General features: G+C 28.9%; 16 protein-coding genes. 5 read left to right on the top strand and 11 right to left on the bottom strand.

Going from position 1 to position 16912, the window contains the following annotated elements; all coding sequences use genetic code 11:
* The first annotated feature begins 208 nt into the window (after positions 1–208).
* Positions 209–595 carry an HIT family protein gene (locus tag ACJJVY_RS11625; RefSeq protein WP_405608629.1) on the top strand — a complete coding sequence of 129 codons (387 nt, stop codon included), beginning with the start codon at positions 209–211 and terminating at the stop codon, positions 593–595.
* A gap of 102 nt (positions 596–697) precedes the next feature.
* Here ACJJVY_RS11625 and ACJJVY_RS11630 read toward each other — a convergent pair whose 3' ends face one another.
* Both ACJJVY_RS11630 and ACJJVY_RS11635 read right to left on the bottom strand, forming a co-directional pair.
* On the bottom strand, positions 698–5893 hold the full coding sequence (locus ACJJVY_RS11630) for a T9SS type A sorting domain-containing protein (RefSeq protein ID WP_405608632.1): 5196 nt from the start codon (positions 5891–5893) through the stop codon (positions 698–700).
* Between the two features lie 269 nt (positions 5894–6162).
* Positions 6163–7314 carry a sensor histidine kinase gene (locus ACJJVY_RS11635; RefSeq protein ID WP_405608635.1) on the bottom strand — a complete coding sequence of 384 codons (1152 nt, stop codon included), beginning with the start codon at positions 7312–7314 and terminating at the stop codon, positions 6163–6165.
* A 251-nt stretch (positions 7315–7565) separates the two neighbouring features.
* On the opposite strand from ACJJVY_RS11635, the gene ACJJVY_RS11640 reads away from it, so the two are divergent.
* Positions 7566–7934, top strand: a complete 369-nt coding sequence (locus tag ACJJVY_RS11640; protein WP_405608638.1) for a DUF3127 domain-containing protein — start codon at positions 7566–7568, stop codon at positions 7932–7934.
* Between the two features lie 115 nt (positions 7935–8049).
* Here ACJJVY_RS11640 and ACJJVY_RS11645 read toward each other — a convergent pair whose 3' ends face one another.
* Together ACJJVY_RS11645 and ACJJVY_RS11650 are read right to left on the bottom strand one after the other, a co-directional pair.
* On the bottom strand, positions 8050–8295 hold the full coding sequence (locus ACJJVY_RS11645) for a DUF1456 family protein (RefSeq protein WP_405608641.1): 246 nt from the start codon (positions 8293–8295) through the stop codon (positions 8050–8052).
* A gap of 30 nt (positions 8296–8325) precedes the next feature.
* Positions 8326–8949 carry a YqaA family protein gene (locus tag ACJJVY_RS11650; RefSeq protein ID WP_405608644.1) on the bottom strand — a complete coding sequence of 208 codons (624 nt, stop codon included), beginning with the start codon at positions 8947–8949 and terminating at the stop codon, positions 8326–8328.
* A 126-nt stretch (positions 8950–9075) separates the two neighbouring features.
* On the opposite strand from ACJJVY_RS11650, the gene aat reads away from it, so the two are divergent.
* Entirely contained in the window at positions 9076–9702 is a 627-nt protein-coding gene (gene aat / locus ACJJVY_RS11655; RefSeq protein ID WP_405608647.1) for a leucyl/phenylalanyl-tRNA--protein transferase, read from the top strand.
* 3 nt (positions 9703–9705) lie between these two features.
* Here the strand turns inward: aat and ACJJVY_RS11660 are convergent, their stop codons facing one another.
* The 4 genes from ACJJVY_RS11660 to ACJJVY_RS11675 form a co-directional block, all read right to left on the bottom strand.
* Entirely contained in the window at positions 9706–10704 is a 999-nt protein-coding gene (locus ACJJVY_RS11660; RefSeq protein ID WP_405608649.1) for a hypothetical protein, read from the bottom strand.
* 333 nt (positions 10705–11037) lie between these two features.
* Positions 11038–11445: a large-conductance mechanosensitive channel protein MscL gene (gene mscL / locus ACJJVY_RS11665; protein WP_405611647.1), complete on the bottom strand. Its 408-nt coding sequence runs from the start codon at positions 11443–11445 to the stop codon at positions 11038–11040.
* A gap of 56 nt (positions 11446–11501) precedes the next feature.
* Complete coding sequence (alr, locus tag ACJJVY_RS11670; protein WP_405611650.1) at positions 11502–12599, bottom strand: alanine racemase; 1098 nt, start codon at positions 12597–12599, stop codon at positions 11502–11504.
* Positions 12592–13215 (bottom strand): thymidine kinase, encoded by a 624-nt coding sequence (locus tag ACJJVY_RS11675; protein WP_405608652.1) that lies wholly within the window; start codon positions 13213–13215, stop codon positions 12592–12594. Before ACJJVY_RS11675 ends, alr begins: the two co-directional genes overlap by 8 nt.
* Positions 13216–13316: 101 nt before the next feature.
* Between ACJJVY_RS11675 and ACJJVY_RS11680 the strand changes: the two genes are divergently transcribed.
* On the top strand, positions 13317–14276 hold the full coding sequence (locus ACJJVY_RS11680; RefSeq protein WP_405608655.1) for a hypothetical protein: 960 nt from the start codon (positions 13317–13319) through the stop codon (positions 14274–14276).
* Here ACJJVY_RS11680 and ACJJVY_RS11685 read toward each other — a convergent pair.
* A complete protein-coding gene (locus tag ACJJVY_RS11685) occupies positions 14273–15244 on the bottom strand; it encodes a glycosyltransferase family 9 protein (RefSeq protein ID WP_405611653.1) in 972 nt (323 codons plus the stop codon). The two genes, ACJJVY_RS11680 and ACJJVY_RS11685, sit on opposite strands and share 4 nt — an antisense overlap.
* Positions 15245–15295: 51 nt before the next feature.
* Positions 15296–15904, bottom strand: a complete 609-nt coding sequence (locus ACJJVY_RS11690) for a DUF4254 domain-containing protein (protein WP_405608658.1) — start codon at positions 15902–15904, stop codon at positions 15296–15298.
* A gap of 148 nt (positions 15905–16052) precedes the next feature.
* On the opposite strand from ACJJVY_RS11690, the gene ACJJVY_RS11695 reads away from it, so the two are divergent.
* Complete coding sequence (locus ACJJVY_RS11695; RefSeq protein ID WP_405608661.1) at positions 16053–16529, top strand: DUF4252 domain-containing protein; 477 nt, start codon at positions 16053–16055, stop codon at positions 16527–16529.
* 21 nt (positions 16530–16550) lie between these two features.
* On the opposite strand, the gene ACJJVY_RS11700 is transcribed toward ACJJVY_RS11695, so the two are convergent.
* The gene (locus ACJJVY_RS11700; protein WP_405608663.1) at positions 16551–16898 is read right to left on the bottom strand and encodes an arsenate reductase family protein; all 348 of its coding nucleotides are present in this window, start codon (positions 16896–16898) and stop codon (positions 16551–16553) included.
* Between the last annotated feature and the right edge of the window lie 14 nt (positions 16899–16912).

Here is a 16912-nt window from a genome sequence, read left to right on the forward strand (position 1 = left end):
TTTATTAGAAGCTACTTCCTGCTTTACGTTGTGTCTTTTTTTTTAGAAAAACAAAAAAAGGATGTCACTCCAATCAGGGCTAAACTTGCTTGCAAATTATTTGCATTTTCCAATTTAATTATAGAGTTTTAAAAGTATTAATTCGGGTTTTAGCACTGCTAAAACCCGAATTCTTTTTTATATTTACTATTATAAATAATTTTTTAAGATGAGTATTTTCACAAAAATAATAGAAGGGGAAATCCCTTGTTATAAAGTAGCAGAAAACGAAAATTATATTGCTTTTTTAGATATCAACCCAAATGCAAAAGGGCACACTTTAGTAGTACCAAAAAAAGAAGAAAATAAACTCTTTGATTTGTCTAAAGAAGAATATTTAAATTTAATGGATTTTTCTTACAAAGTTGCAAAAGCATTAGAAAAAGCAGTTTCTTGTAAAAGAGTTTGTATGAGCGTTATTGGTTTAGAAGTACCACATGTGCATGTGCATTTAGTACCTACAGTTCAAATGGCAGATATGCAATTTACACAAAAGGTAAAATTAACAAATGACGAGTTTGTTGCATTAGCAGAAAGTATTGCCGCAGAATTATAATTTTTTTATAGAAAAAGCCTACTATTAGATATTTTAATAGTAGGCTTTCTCGCTTTTTACGCTTAAATATTGAAATTGTTTATTATCTTATATAAGACAAAATTATTTTAAAACTATTTTTTTAGAGATTCGTCCTTCTTCAGTTTCTACGTTTACTATATAGATGGCTTCAGAAAGGTTTTTAATAGGGAGTCTACTTTCTTTTGTTGTTTTGTCAAAATCATTCCATCTGCTTATTTGTTGACCTAAAATATTAAATATTTTTACATTTTTTATCTGTAAACTACTATCATTATTTATTACAACCTCTTTATTATCTTGATCTAAATATATCGAAACAGTTTTATCTAAAATAACAGATTCTGTTACTCCCAAAACATTATCAGTTGATGAGTTTATATCTTTAAAAGCAAGAACAAATCTCTCTGAATATGTACCTTCTACTAGAGTTAACGAAATTTTTGAATTATTTAATAAATAGGAAGTCTCAGTTAGTTTATCTGTTAAATAGACATTATTATTAATTTCATTCCATTCATCTATACCTATAGAAATAGTACCTGTATTTGCCAAAATAATTTCTAAAGGAATCTCTAGGTCATCACTAATTTCTTGTACACCTATAATAGCAAGTTTGCTTTCAATATTTGGTAATTTCCAGTGGATATCTGTTTCTCCAATATCTAAAACTTCAGCATCATAACCGGTTTCAAGTGCAAAAGAGTTTCCTTCTTTAAATGAAGCTCCTATTTGTCTATGTAGTTCTAAATCATCATTTTTATAGTCCATACCTAATTTTATTATAGGTAATAAGTTTTTAAGACTTTCTGTTTTAGATTTCGAGTCTTGGTTATTACTTTTAAAGAAAACAGATTCTGTTCCTTTGCTTATAAACTCTCTTTGACTATTGTTAAAATTAATATTACCACCGTCTGAGTTTCCTAAAATAAAGAAACCTTGACCAATAGGAATAAATGCTCCAGGAACTTTATAATCTCCATTTCCTAATGAAGGAGAATCTTCATCAACTCCATCTCCTTTTAAATTAATATAGTTTATTTTAATATCAGAATTAGAGCTAGCATTAGAATAAATTAATTCTATTTCATCAGATAATTTTACATCTTTTGTAATGTAAGCATTTGTATAGTTATTAGGTGAGTTATCAAGTAAAGTAGAGCTCTCTATTCCATTTATTTTAATATTCAATAATAGAGATTCGTCTGATTTATAATTGATAATTAAAGAATCTGCAATAACATTACTTGTAAAAGTAACTTTTTGATTTAGACTATTAAGTAGAACACCTCCATTACTATTATTTGAAGATGTTTCTGTTGCATTAATATTATTATCTGTATAAGTTTGGGCTCCATTTGATAATGTTCCTGTTTCGGCTTCAATAATACTGTTAGTTTGAGCACCAGCACCATTATTGGTAGAAACTTGATTAGCGGCTAAACCCATCGAGCTATTTCTTATAGCATATCCTCCAATATATCCACTGTAATTGTGACCTTCAGTTTCAGACGCTGTACTTTCTTCACCATCATGTTCCCAAAAATACAAGCTACCTGTTATTACGCTTTCATTATCTTCTATAAATTTTTTCGCGCTAATAGCAGAAGCATATGGATTCCCCACTAAGTAAGATTCTCCTCCTCCAATAGTTGTTGTTAAATCTCCATCTTTTGGGGTACCTGTATACGTGTAGTTTTGAGCAACACCAGGTCCTTTGATAATGAAACCATCTGTTTGAGAGATTGTACCGTTTTTATATTTGTGTGTCCAATTAGATCTACCGTCAGATGATGATGCATAAGTATAAATCCAATAATCTGCTATAGAAATAGGAGATGTAACACTACCATCATAACCCGTTACAAAATTGATATCCTTTACTAAAGATGTAATAGAAGTTGGTGTTGTACCATCTTTTAATACACTTTCTATTGTAAATGTATCTTCACCAACTGTATTTACAGGAGAACTCATATAATTATATCTGTATATACTTGCCACTTCAGAATTTTGATCTATAAGAATTTTACCGAAACCAGAAACTTGTTTTGTTCCGTTATGTGTTTGTACTAACTGTGCTTTGTTTGTATTATCAGAACTTACTAATCTAATTTGGTCTGCAGAAGTAGTAATATTAATACTATTTGTTACAACCAATAAGTTGTCAATAATACTAAAAACACTTCCGTTTCTTATTTCTAGTTTTCTTGCACTTAGTTTCTCTGATGAAGAAAAACTTTCAGAAATTTTTACATTTCTAGATCTATCAGGGTACCCATTATCCCAGTTAGAGTTTGATCTATCTGTAAAATTAAAATTATGTAAACCGGGTTTAATATTAGCATTATCGTTAGCTGTAGTTATTTCTGATAATAAAGGATCATGTGCATGACGTTCTGTAGTGTCATCATTTACTAAGTCAGAATAAGTAATAATATTATCATCTATAAAAGCAACCCATTCAGTACCATCAGCAGTTGTATTTGGAGATAAAATTTCATCTATACGAACATAACTAGTATTGTCTTCTATAGAGTCTATAATATCAATTCTTGTTTCCCAAGCATCGCTGTTAGAAGCTCTTGATAAGGTAATAATGTCATCAGCATCCATAAAATCTGTAACATTTGTATTAACAATCTCAGATGAAGAAGAAACCTTATTAGTAACAGAACCTGCAGATATAAGTATAGATTGACCAGGGTTGATAATATTAGAATTAGATATATAGGCATTAGGTGTATTGCCTGTTTGGTCTCCCGAAGTATTTTTAAATAGTGCAATTATAGTTGCATTTTCGGCAATAAAATTACTTTCATCTATGTTGGTAATTTCTATCCATCGTTCTGTAGATGTTTGATATACTTGTGTGATCATAGGTACTCCACACACGTTAATTGTATTATCTAAAGCATATGTGTTGTAAGTAGAATTATAGTTTGTTACAGCTGTAGAAGTGTCGTTTCCGTTTTCTAAACTTTCAGCCAAACCATTATTACCAACAGGATTATTTGTAATATTTATAACAGCATTAGTAATGTTGGTAGTTATATTAATAGTTTCGTTTTGGCTATATTTGTTTATTACATCAGCACTTTCTAAAACAGTTGGTATACTAGCTTCTATAGTATCGGGGCAATCATCTCCATCAGAGTCTAAATCTAATAAATTAGGTATACCATCATTGTCTGTATCATCAGTTCCTTCTACTGTATCTAAAATACCATCGTTGTCATCATCAATATCATATATATCTGCGATAGAATCACCATCATAATCTCTTAAAATATTAAAGTTTACTGAAGGTGAATCTTCTGTAGTATTGCTGTCTACTTGATCTTGACTGTTTGTTGCTGTATTTGTTAGAGGAGTACTAGCATTAATTCCAGTCATTTCATCTACAATTGTTTCTATTGTAATCATTTCTATTTGACCACTTGTAAGTGTGCCAATAGCCCATTTTGGAGAAGACCAAGAACCAACACTTTCTTCGACATTAACAATTGTTAAACCTTCAGGAATTATATCAGTAATAATAAGGTTTGTTACATCTTCTAAACTTTTACTCTCTACAGTAATCTCAAAAGTAATAGTCTCACCTTCCATAACTTCTGTTTTATCAGAAGTTTTATTGATAATAATATCTGGATTACAATAATATGCAGAGATAGATTGAGAATCATAAGTACATCCTCCTTTAGAAACACGCACATAATAATCACCTGATTCCGAAGGTGAATAATATGGAGTGTTTGCACCAGGTACTAAAACACCATTATCATACCATTGATATGTTTCAAAGTTCTTATTAACAACCTCAAGTCTACCATCAGGCAAACATCCATCTCCTGTAATTAGTATATCTGTAACAGGTACAGTGTCAAATCCAGAAAAATAACCTGCTACTCCAATATGAACACTATATCCAGTAAAACCAACAGCTATTGGCCCAGAAGATTCTACAGATACGTTTCCAGATAAGTTAGAGATATAAAAAGTTTTCCATTCAGAATTACCTGCAACAGTTTCCTCTGTTGGCAAATTTACTACACCTGAGTTATCACTAACTGTAATGTCTGAATTATTTGTAGATGTAGAAGCGATGATAAATACACCTCCTTCAACTGTAGCTCCAGAAAGATCTTTTATATCATAAATAAAATCCATCGTATCGGGTAATAGGCAGTTTACAGGAGCAACAAAATTTAAACTTACTGTTTTAGTGGCATTACTACCAGAAAGTACTTGATATGCATATACGTCTTTTGTAGTTGAAACATGCATGTTCTTACCAACAGATGTACCAGAAAATTTTGAAGAAGGTATTTCAGCATATTCACCAACTCCAATTGTAGTAAAAGGGGTTGTTTCATCATTTACATAGACTTCTGTATTTGATTGAGTTCCGATAATAATAATAAACTCATTACTAGATCCTCCATGACCACGTACAAAAACATACTCTTTACCTAATTTATTTTCTGGAACTGGTTGATCTGCCCCAGCATCTCTAGCTTGGCTACTAGAACTTACACCAAAGTTTAACATTCCATTACTTATGGCGATGTCTTTATCAGAATCAATAGATGCTCCAATCCATCCATCTATATTAGCTGTAGTAGCATTTTTTGCAGCTTCAAGTACATAAGATTCTCCCTTATCTAAAGCAACACTAATAGTATTAGATGTAATACCATCTTTATCTGTTCCTAATCTAAATTTACAATCTGTATCATAACCACTAATAGTTACTGTGGTATTATCTTCTGTAGCCATAATACCTAATGTAGCATTTATATTATCATTATTGGCTTCAATGGGAGCGCCTCCCCATTTAAATTTTTGCCCCAAAGCGGCTCTACCTTTAGAAGTAATTGAAGCCCCTTGTGCACTAGAACGTCCTCGGTAATTAACATAAAATTCTTGTCCTCCAGGAGCTTCAAAGCGTAAACCACTATTTTTTAGAACTACTCCTGTATTACTGTTGGTAACTAATGTTATATTATTATCTCCGTCGGATAATTTATAAGTTTTTGGTGATGATTTAGATAAAGATATTGTAGCAATAGCTGTCGTATTGGTGCCTTGATAAATATTTACATTAAAACTTGAGGTTTCTGGTGTAGATAAATAAACTGTTTGTTGTTTAATTGACTGATTATTTGCATATTGTTTTAGTGGTGGTAAGTAATGCAAATCACTTAATTGACTATATCCCGTTTGGGTTAAAGTTAATATAACTAGACAAATAAATATTTTTTTTATTCTTTTTTCCATTTTACTAAAGCTTTAAATATGAGACTAAAAAATGGTGATTTTATAGTTCTACAAATTTAATAATGACCTTAGAAAGAATATGACGTTTCTATTTGAATGGATTTTTTCTATACTTGAATGTAGAGTATCTTTATTTAAATGGTATTTTCTAGATTAGAAATACTATTCATCTAAATAAAGATGTATTTTAACGAAGTAGAAAAAAAGCTTTTAGCTTTAAAATAAGTTTTATTTTGATAAATAATTTAAGGTGTATTTTAGTAGGTAAATTAAACCTTATTTAGCAAAATTTCGAAAGTAGTTCCTTTGCCTATTTCAGATTTTTGAACAAATATTTTACCATTATGATAATCTTCTACAATGCGTTTAGAAAGAGATAAACCTAAGCCCCAACCTCTTTTTTTAGTGGTAAAACCAGGTTTAAATATTTGTTTAAAAAGTTTTTTAGGGATTCCTTTTCCAGTATCAGAAATGGTAATCTTTATTTTTTTAGAAGTACTTTCTATATTTAGTTTCAGTTTTCCTTTGCCTAACATCGAATCAATTGCGTTTTTGATGAGGTTTTCTATAACCCAACCAAATAACTCGGTATTTATTTTTGTATAAGTTTCTTGATGATGTGCAATAAATGAAAAAGATATTTGCTTAGAGCTTCTAGATTCTAAATAGTCGAATGCTTGTTTTGTAATAGTAATAATGTTTTCTTTTTTTAGTTCTGGTGCAGAACCAATTTTAGAAAAACGATTGGCAATAGTGTTTAATCTATGTACATCTTTTTCTATTTCTTCTACATATTTATCATCAACTTTTTCCATTTTTAAAATAGCAATCCAGCCAAGTAAAGAAGATAAAGGAGTACCAATTTGGTGTGCAGTTTCCTTAGCCATACCTGTCCATAATTTATTGGTTTCAGCAGCTCTATTAGAGTTGAAAAACATGTAAACAACAGATAAAAATAAGACTAGAATTAAAATTAAAGCTAAAGGGTAATAGGTAAGTTTATTTAATAAATCAGAATTACTATAGTAAATATACTGTTTGTTTTCACCAGAAAAACTAACCTCAATTGGAGTGTTTTCTGATTTCATTCTAGTTAGTATTTTTTCTATGTATTTTGGGTTTAAAGCTTTTTTTGAATCTAGATTTTGAGAATTGATAATTTCTCCATTATCATCTACTAAAATCATAGGAATGTTATTGTTATTTTCTATAATTTTTAGGGGTAAGGTTACGCTTGCATCTAAATCCGTACTTGTAGCAATTTCTTTTTGAGCCGCGGCTAAAATTTCCATTTTAGCACGTTCTTCTTGTTTAAATTTTTGAAAGAAAATATATGTATTCCATAAAATTAAAGAAACAATAACTAAAGAAACAATAATTGTAATTCTTCTAAATAAAATACTGTTCGAAAAAATAATCATTAAAACAAATATAAAGGTTTCATCAATATAACTCTTTTTAATAATAGATAGTATTTTATACTGTTGATATTTTAATGATTATTAAGCTTTATTTTTTGTTTAAAATAAGAGGTAGTGTTAATAACTTTGGTAAATAACATTTTTAAAATATTGGACTAAAATCCTCAAAAAAACATACATTTGCCTAAGATTATTTAAAAAAGAGTGATGAAGAAAGTACTTGGAAGGTACTTTTTATTAAATTAGAAATTATGGAAGTTATTGGTAAAGTTAAATTAATAGGAGAAGTTCAAACATTTGGTTCTAATGGTTTTAGAAAAAGAGAACTAGTTGTAACTACAGATGAGCAATACCCACAAATGATAATGATTGAGTTTGTACAAGACAAAACAGATTTGTTAAATAGCTACAAAGTTGGTCAGGATGTTAAGGTATCTATCAATTTAAGAGGAAGAGAGTGGATTAACCCACAAGGAGAAGCTAAATACTTTAACTCTGTACAAGGATGGAGAATAGAAAGTTTATCTCAAGGTGGAGCGCCAAGTAATTTACCTCCAGTAGATCAGTTTGAGCCAACATCTAGTGTTTCTGATGAAGAACCAGATGATTTACCATTCTAAGAATAAAGAATTTTAGATAACTAGAGAGTTAGATTTCTGGGTAAAAATAAAAAAGAGAGATTTCAGTTTTGAAATCTCTCTTTTTTATTTAAAAGTTTTTAAAATATTAGAAAATTTATTTTTTTTCTCCTTTTTTAGGCATTGGCCCTCTTAAATGGATAATTAATCCGTTTAAGAAATTACGTAAAATTTGATCTCCACATTCTACATATTTAGGGTGTTCTTCGCTTCTAAATAATGCGCCTAATTCTCCTTTAGAAACTTTAAAATCTACTAAAGCACAAATGTCTACAATATCAGTATCTCGTAATTTGTGAGCTACGCGTAATTTTTTTAGAATATCATTATTTGTTAATCCCATAAAGCAAATATAATTATTTTTAAACTGAGTTTAATTTACTACTTGAAAAATAGCCCAAGCATAAATTGCAAATCTAACAAAACGAAATAACCCGAAAAAGACAACTTTATTAAACGGGTATTTTATCATTCCTGCTGCAAGACAAGCAATAGAAAAAGGCAACGGTAATAATGCACCGACTAATATTAAAATACCACCCCATTTACGAGTGTTTTTTAAATTTTTAGCCATTTTTACTTCTAAATATTCTTTTACAGATTTAATTCTTAAAGCAGTTTTACCTATAAAATAAGAGATTAATCCACCAGAATAAGATAGAGTAGCTAATATTGCTAAGTTTAAAATTGGTTGATCTGTTTTCTTTGTCCAAGCAATAAACATTTCTGGCGGTATTAACCCCAGCAAAGTTTCAGAAATAAAGAAAGATGTCAAGACTGTAAACCTAGAAAATGTTTCTGTAAAATGATGTAATCCATCATTTATGTTATAAACGTATTTATTAAAAAGAATTAAACTTATAACAACAAGAACAATTGGCCAAAAAGCTTTTTTTAAACTTTCCCAAATAAACATGTAAAAACCGGTTCTAGAGTAGTAGAAATGCATCAACTTTGCTCTATGTTTTTTTGTTTTTTGTTTTTTTTTCTTTGCCATTTTTAATAATTAGCTTTTTCATTAAATAGTTTGCAAAAATAAGGACTTAATTTTGATAAAGTGAAACAATAATTTAGTTTCATGATTTTTTTATGAATTCATTAATTTAGCAACAAATAAAAAAGTATGATTTGGCTCACAGAAAAAATAGAATTTCCTTCTTATGAATATACAACAGACGATGGTGTTATTGCTTTAGGAGGAGATTTATCTGAAGAGAGATTAATTTTTGCATATAAAAACGGTATTTTTCCATGGTTTTCAGAAGGAGAACCAATTGTTTGGTATTGCCCTTACGAAAGAATGGTTTTGTTGCCAGGTGATATAAAAGTTTCTAGATCGATGCGAAAGATTATCAACAAACAAGAATTTACCATAACAGAAAATAAAGCTTTTAAAGAAGTAATTTTTAATTGCAAAAATATTAAAAGAAGCGATGGCTTTGGTACTTGGATTACTGATGATATGGAACAAGCTTACATCAATCTTCATGAAAGAGGCGTTGCAAAATCGATTGAAGTTTGGCAAGACGAAGTGTTGGTTGGTGGTTTATATGGAGTAGAAGTAAATAATGTTTTTTGTGGAGAGAGTATGTTTAGTAAAGTGTCTAATGCATCTAAATTAGCCTTTATTTATTTAGCTAAAAATAAAAATTATCGATTAATAGATTGCCAAATTTATAACGAACATTTAGCAAGTTTAGGAGCTAAAGAAATAGATAGAAAATGGTTTCTTAAAGTTTTAAAAGAGTAATTTTTACCTTTTAATATACATTACCGCAGAATCTTCTATATATTTATTTGGTTTAAATTGTAGTATAAAGTTTTCTTTAACTTGTTTTAAATCTGTGCCTAAATCTTTGGCTTTAGTAACAAATTCTGCAGAAAATTTCTTTGGATCTGTGTACTTAGAAAATAATTTCTCGTACTTTTCAATATTATCAAGCATTCTACCTGTTAATTGCCCAAACCTAATTCTTATAGATTGTACTTGGTGCATGTAGGTTTCTACATTACCCATCCAATTTGTATTATTACCATTTTCTAAAGATTGTAGCTTTTTTAATACTTGTTCTTTACTGTAAACTTTAAATTTACCAATATCAGAATCTAAAGTTGCTGATAAAAATATATTATATTTAGATTTGTCAATTCCGTAAAAAGTAATTTGATCATCTACAAGTGTTTTGTATTCAGATTGTAACTCTTTTAATTCGCTGTCTATTGATTTCCACTCATTATCTAATATTGATTTTTCAGATTCAAACTGTCCAATTGAGTTTAATAAGATTAATACTTCTGGAGTTTTATCCATTAAATCTTCATCTCTACTTTTTAAGTTTGATAAAATTAAAGTAATTCCGGATGTTACTGTTTGAGAGATAGAACCAAAAAGAGGAATCTCGTTAGAAGAGTCGCTTATTAAAGAAATTGTTTTGTCTATATAATCAAAAGTAGTGTTTTTACCTTTCTTTTTGGTGTACCAACTATCGTATTCTTTTTTCCAAGATGTAAATTCAGAATAGTTTTGTAAGTTATCAAACTTACCTAATTTAGTGTAAAACCCGTTAGAAGATAAATACAATTTAGCAGGCTGAATGTCTTTTTGAATTTTTATCAATTCTGTAAAAGCAAGTTGGCCGTTAGACTTAATTTTTACTTTTGGGCTTTCTTCTAATATTTTAATTCTATTATCTAATTCTCTTTGTATTTGTTCTTGTAATTCAATTTTTTGTCCGTATTGTTTTTTACTCAATAAAGACAATTGTTCTGTTAAATTGGTTATTTTAATTTTATTATTTACTAAATCACTCTGTAAGCTATTTAATTCAATATCTCTTTCTGTTTTTATTTGTTCTGATATTGTGTTATCTTGTGCGTTAGAGATTAAAATAATGCTAAAAATTAATAAAGTTTCATAATTTTTTTAGTATGTTTATAAAATTAAGATCATATTTATGCGAATATAATATAGTTTTAATAAATTATATTCTTAATTAACATAGTTGTGGTTTTTAGATTTGGATAAAAACAAAAAAAAATCCTGAGTGTAAACTCAGGGTTTTTGAGGCTTTTAAAAAAAGCTATGTTATTTTTTAGCTAACAAATCTCTAATTTCAGCTAATAAATCTTCTTGACTTGGTCCTGCAGGAGCTGGCGCTGGTGCTGGTTCTTCTTTTTTCTTAGTAGCATTAACACCTTTTACAATCATAAACATTACAAAAGCAACAATTATAAAGTCGATTACGTTAGTAATAAAATCACCATATAAAACAGCAACTTCACCAACAACTTTACCTGTTTCATCAGCAACACCGTCTTTTACAATCCACTTCATTTCTTTAAAGTCTGCATTAAATAGTAACCCAATTAACGGAGAAACGATTCCTCCTGTAAAAGAAGTAACAACTTGTTTAAAAGCTGCACCCATAACAAATCCTACTGCAATATCAATAAGGTTTCCCTTCATTGCAAAGTCTTTAAATTCTTTAAGCATTCCCATTTTGTATAATTTTTAATAAATGTTAGATTACAAAAGTAGTAAAAAAAAGTTTATTTTAACGTTTTTTTAACACGTTGAGAGATTGAGGTTAAAGTTTCGTAAGGAATTGTTTCTGAAATGTCTGCAATATTTTGTATCATTTCTTGGTTATTAAAAACAATAACTTTATCCCCTTCTTTACAATCAATTTTAGTTACATCAACCATAATCATGTCCATACAAACATTACCAATTATAGGTGCTTTTTTATTATTGATGATAACATATCCTTTTTTGTTACCTAATCTTCTAGACAAACCATCTGCATGACCAATTGGTATTGTTGCAGATTTACTAGGGCTTTTAGCCACAAAAGCTCTATTGTAACCCACAGTTTCTCCTGGATCTATCAAATTAATTTGAGAAATAATAGATGTTAGATTATGTGTGTTTTTTAGTTGAGAAGTCTCTTTATAATCATTGCCAAAACCATATAAACCAATACCGAGTCTAACCATGTCGTATTGTGCTTTAGGGTAATTAATTATGCCAGAGGTATTTAAAATATGTAATGTCGGTTTATAATCTAAGTGATTATAAAATTGTTGCGATATATATGTAAAACTATTTATTTGGTTTACTGTAAAATCTTGTTCTTCTAAATCTTCGCTTGCAGCTAAGTGAGAAAATACCGATTCTACTTTTACATGAGTTGTTTTTTTTAAGCAACTTAGAATTTTCGGAATATCTGTATACCAAAACCCTAATCTATTTAAACCTGTATTAAATTTTAAATGAATTGGGTAATTTATTAACGGAACTCTATCTGCTAGTGATAAAAAAGCTTCTAAAATTTTAAAACTATACAAATTAGGTTCTAGCCTATAATCTACAATAGTTTGTAAGTTTTGAATTTGAGGATGTAAAACTAAAATCGGAGTTTTAATTCCGGCATCTCTTAAAGCAATACCTTCTGTTGTGTAAGCTACAGCTAAATAATCTACTTTTTTTTCTAAAAATTTTGCAATTTGTACACTATCACTCCCATAACCAAAAGCTTTAACAACTGCTAAAATTTTAGTTTCTGATTTTAATTTTTGTTTAAAATAATTAAGGTTGTGTTCTAGTGCTTTACTATCAATTTCTAAAACAGTAACATGGTTATTCATCAGCTGAATTTTCATTTTTAGAAGTTTTTTCTTCTTGCTTTTTTTTGGTAGCTTTATAATAAGCCGCTCTACTTAAAGGTTCATACTCTTGTGTTTCCCCTAACATTACCAAATCATCATTTTTAGCTTTTCTAAAACTATAATGCGCTAAGTTTCCGGTATGAGTACAAACAGCATGTACTTTTGTAACATATTCTGCTGTAGCCATTAAAGCTGGCATCGGGCCAAAAGGGTTTCCTTTAAAATCCATATCTAAACCAGCAACAATTACTCTAATACCTCGGTTGGCTAAATCGTTACAAACGGCTACAATTTCATCATCAAAAAACTGAGCTTCATCAATACCAACAACATCAACACTATTTGCAAGTAATCGAATATTAGAAGAAACAGGTACAGGTGTAGATCTAATTCTATTATCGTTATGAGAGACAACTTCTTCTTCATCATAACGTATATCAACCGCAGGTTTAAAAATCTCAACACGTTGTTTTGCAAATTGAGCACGTTTTAAACGTCTAATAAGTTCTTCGGTTTTACCAGAAAACATAGAGCCACAAATAACTTCTATCCAACCAAATTGTTCTGTATGATTTACTGTATTTTCAAGAAACATTTTGTAATTTTAGGCGTTAATTGTTTTTGTAAATTTGAATTTTTAAGCGACAACAAATTTAGCAATATTTACGAGTAAAAAATAACTTCAATAAACAACTTATGCACAAAAAATTAGAAGCAGACTTAATGAGTTTAGCACACAGTATTTTAAAGATGAAAAATAAAGAAGATGTGTTTGCTTTAAAAGAGGTCTCTAAAGAGGTTTATGAAAAATTATCTTTGTTAGCATTTGTAGAAGAGTATGTAAATACAACACCTCATCAAGAAAAAACAAAAGAAGAGTTAGTTTCTGTAGTTGAAAACGCTATAGAGGTTAAAGCAAATACTAAAAATGTAGAAAAAGAAAATATCGAAGAAGAAAAAGTTATTTATCGATTAGAGGAAGAAGCAAAAGAATTTGTTTGGAAAGTTGAAAAAGAAGAAGAAATAGAACAACCTTTTGATGAATTGTTAGAAATAATGCATTCTGAGAAAAAAATTATAGAAGATGAGGTTGTTGTTACAGAAGAGATTACTGAAGAAGAAATAATTGTTGAAGAAAAAATAGTTGTAGAGGAAGATCTACTTATTAAAGAAGAATTTATAGAAGAAGAGTTAATTCTGGAAGATGAACTACCAACGGAGGATATTATGACTAAAGATACAGTTGAAGAAGTTGTTGAGGAAACTATAGATGAAGTAGAAGAAGAGGTTATAAATGATGTTATTAGAGTTGAAGAAAACAAAAATAGAACTTTAGAAGAGGAGTTACAAGACACTATTTCTGTTGACGAGATAGCTACATTGTTTGATATACCTGTTTCAGCACCAAAATCATTAAATGATCGTTTGGCTAAAAATATTCAAATTGGTTTAAATGATAGAATTGCTTTTGTAAAGAATTTGTTTGAAGGAAGTCAAGAAGATTATAATAGAGTAGTTTCTCAATTAAATACTTACGGGTCAGAAAAAGAGGCAAAGAAATTTATTGCTAAAATGATAAAGCCAGATTATGATTGGTCTCAACAAGAAGAGTTAGAAGCTCGTTTTTTAAGTGTAATAGAACGCAGGTTTTCTTAAATAATACTTTGTACTTTTTCTACAATAGTTAAAGGTAAAATACTAGAAGCTGCGTTTTCATAACCTTCAGGATATTTATTACCATAAATAGAAGTTGGCACTAAAGGATATTCTTTAGTGTCAGCTAACAAAGCATAATTTTCAGGTTGATGAAAAGGCGCAAAACCTGCAAAAGGATGCGTAACTCCCCAAATTGTAATTACTTTTTTACCCAACATTGCCGCTAAATGCGCGTTGCCAGAATCCATAGAAAGCATACAATCTAAGTTAGAAATAGTTGCTAATTCTTCTGTGAAATTTAACTTACCAGCAACAAGAACAATATTTTTGTTTGTTTGCAATGTTTTTAAAGAATCAACATCACTTTTACCACCAAATAATAAAATAGTATTGTTTTTAGAAAGCTCTTCTACAACAATTTTCATCTTCTCTAAAGGATACATTTTGCTTTTATGAGCAGCAAAAGGTGCAATTCCTATTAATTTATTAGCGTCAGAAGATTTTAATAAATTATTAATTGAGGTCGGAATTTCTTTTTTATCAGGAAAAATAGGATTCGATAAATCAATAGTAAATCCCATTTTTCTAAAAACATCTGCATAACGCTCATGAGAAGTTTTTAGTTGAATAAAATTTTCTTTAGAAATCAATTTCTTTTTTTCGTCTCTTCCTTTATCAATTTGATAAAAGCTTTTACCAAGAAAAAAAAGCTTTAAAACATTGCTTCTTAAAACGTTATGAATATCAGCAATATTTGTAATTTTTTCTTTTTTTAGTTCTTTGTATAGTTTAAATAAACCCAAAAAACCTTTGTGTTTTCCTTTTGTATCAACTGGATAAACAGTAACGTTTTTTAAATGACTAAAAAAAGGTGTGTAAAATTTCTGAGTTAAAACAGTAACCTTTATAGAACTGTTTTGTCTTAAAAGTGCGTCTAAAACTGGAACCATAATAGCTACATCTCCCATAGCAGAAAGACGGATTACTAAGATATTTTGGTTAGAGTTTGACAATAAATATTATTTAGATGCTCTTAAAACGGGGTTTAATTCGGCATCATTATACATTTTCATTTGTTTGTACACTTTCATGTATTTATCACCTTTTTCAATATCTTCAATTAAATCATCAATTGCCGTAGATAAATCTGTACGTTGTTCTAAAAGAATTGCTAATTTTTTAGCACATTTTTCTTTATGTTCATCAGTTGCATCTTCACGTACAGTTTCTAAATGCATGTGATAAATTTTTAAAGCTAAAATTGATAAACGATCAATTGCCCAAGCCGGACTTTCAGAGTTTATTTTTGCGTCTTTAGAAACAGTAATATCTTTATATTTATCTAAAAAGTAGCTGTCTATAAACTCTACATTGTCTGTTCTAACTTGGTTAGAAGCATCAATTTTTCTTTTTAAAACAAGCGCATCTTCTGCATTAATATTAGGATCTCTAATAATATCTTCATAAGCCCATTGTGTAGCATCTACCCAACATTTTTCAAACAAAAGAAAATCGATTAAATCACTTTTTTTATCAAAAGGATTTATACAAACCTGTTCTACTTCTGGGTTGCTTTTGTATGTTTTAATACAATTATCAAAAATTTCGTTTGCTTTTTTAGAAAACATATACTTTAATTTAGAGCGCAAAATTACAAAATTAAAGTTAGGTTTTAGGTGATACTATTTCTTAAAATAATGAAAAATTTTAAGAACGATAAAAATGGATTTGTAACAAAATAACACAATGCTCGTCTTCTTTTTAAAACCAAGTATTATGAAAACATTCGCAACATTTTTTTTCGCATTTTTTATTACAGCAATTTCAGCTCAGGAAACAGCATTCAATCAATTTTATAGTGTAAATAAAGAGAAATCAACTTTTTCAATTAATTTATCAGCTTCTTTGGCAGGTTCATTTTTAGACGACGACGATGACAGTGACTTATTAAACATCATTAAAAAATCTAGTGATTTTAAATTGATGATTTTTAACAACCAAGACAACGTAGTTTCTAAAGATTTTAAAAAATTTAGTAGAAAAAATAATTTAAAAACATTAGTAAGAGTAAAAGAAAACAATAGTAATGCAGAATTATTCTTTATAGAAAAAAATAATTACATCAGAGAAATTATTATTAGAACCAATAGCGATTCTGATAAATTAGTATTGTTTGGTGTAAAAACAAAAATTACACACGACGAATTAGCTGCCATGATTTCTTCATCAGATGTAAAATTAGCATCTAATTAAAATATAAAAAAAGAGAAGATTTTAACCAATCTTCTCTTTTAAAGTTTCTATTACTTTTTTACTGTTTCCAATAAAAATTTCTTCGTCAACAATAAAAACCGGGCGTTTTAAAAACGTGTATTCATCTAACAAAAACTGTCTATAATCATTCTCAGACAAGGTTTGGTTTTTTAAATCCATAGATTTATACAACTTTGCACGTTTGTTAAAAAGAGCTTCGTAACTACCAGAAAGCGCGTACATTTCTTCTAATTGTGCTACAGTTATATTATTTGCTTTTATTTCTTGCTTCTCAAAACCATCGGTGTTTACCTCTTTTAAAATTCTTCGGCAAGTATCACAAGTTTGTAAAAAATAGACTTTCTTCATTTTATTAAATTATA

The sequence above is a fragment of the Polaribacter sp. Asnod1-A03 genome (genome assembly GCF_045063585.1).
Taxonomy (GTDB): Bacteria; Bacteroidota; Bacteroidia; order Flavobacteriales; family Flavobacteriaceae; genus Polaribacter.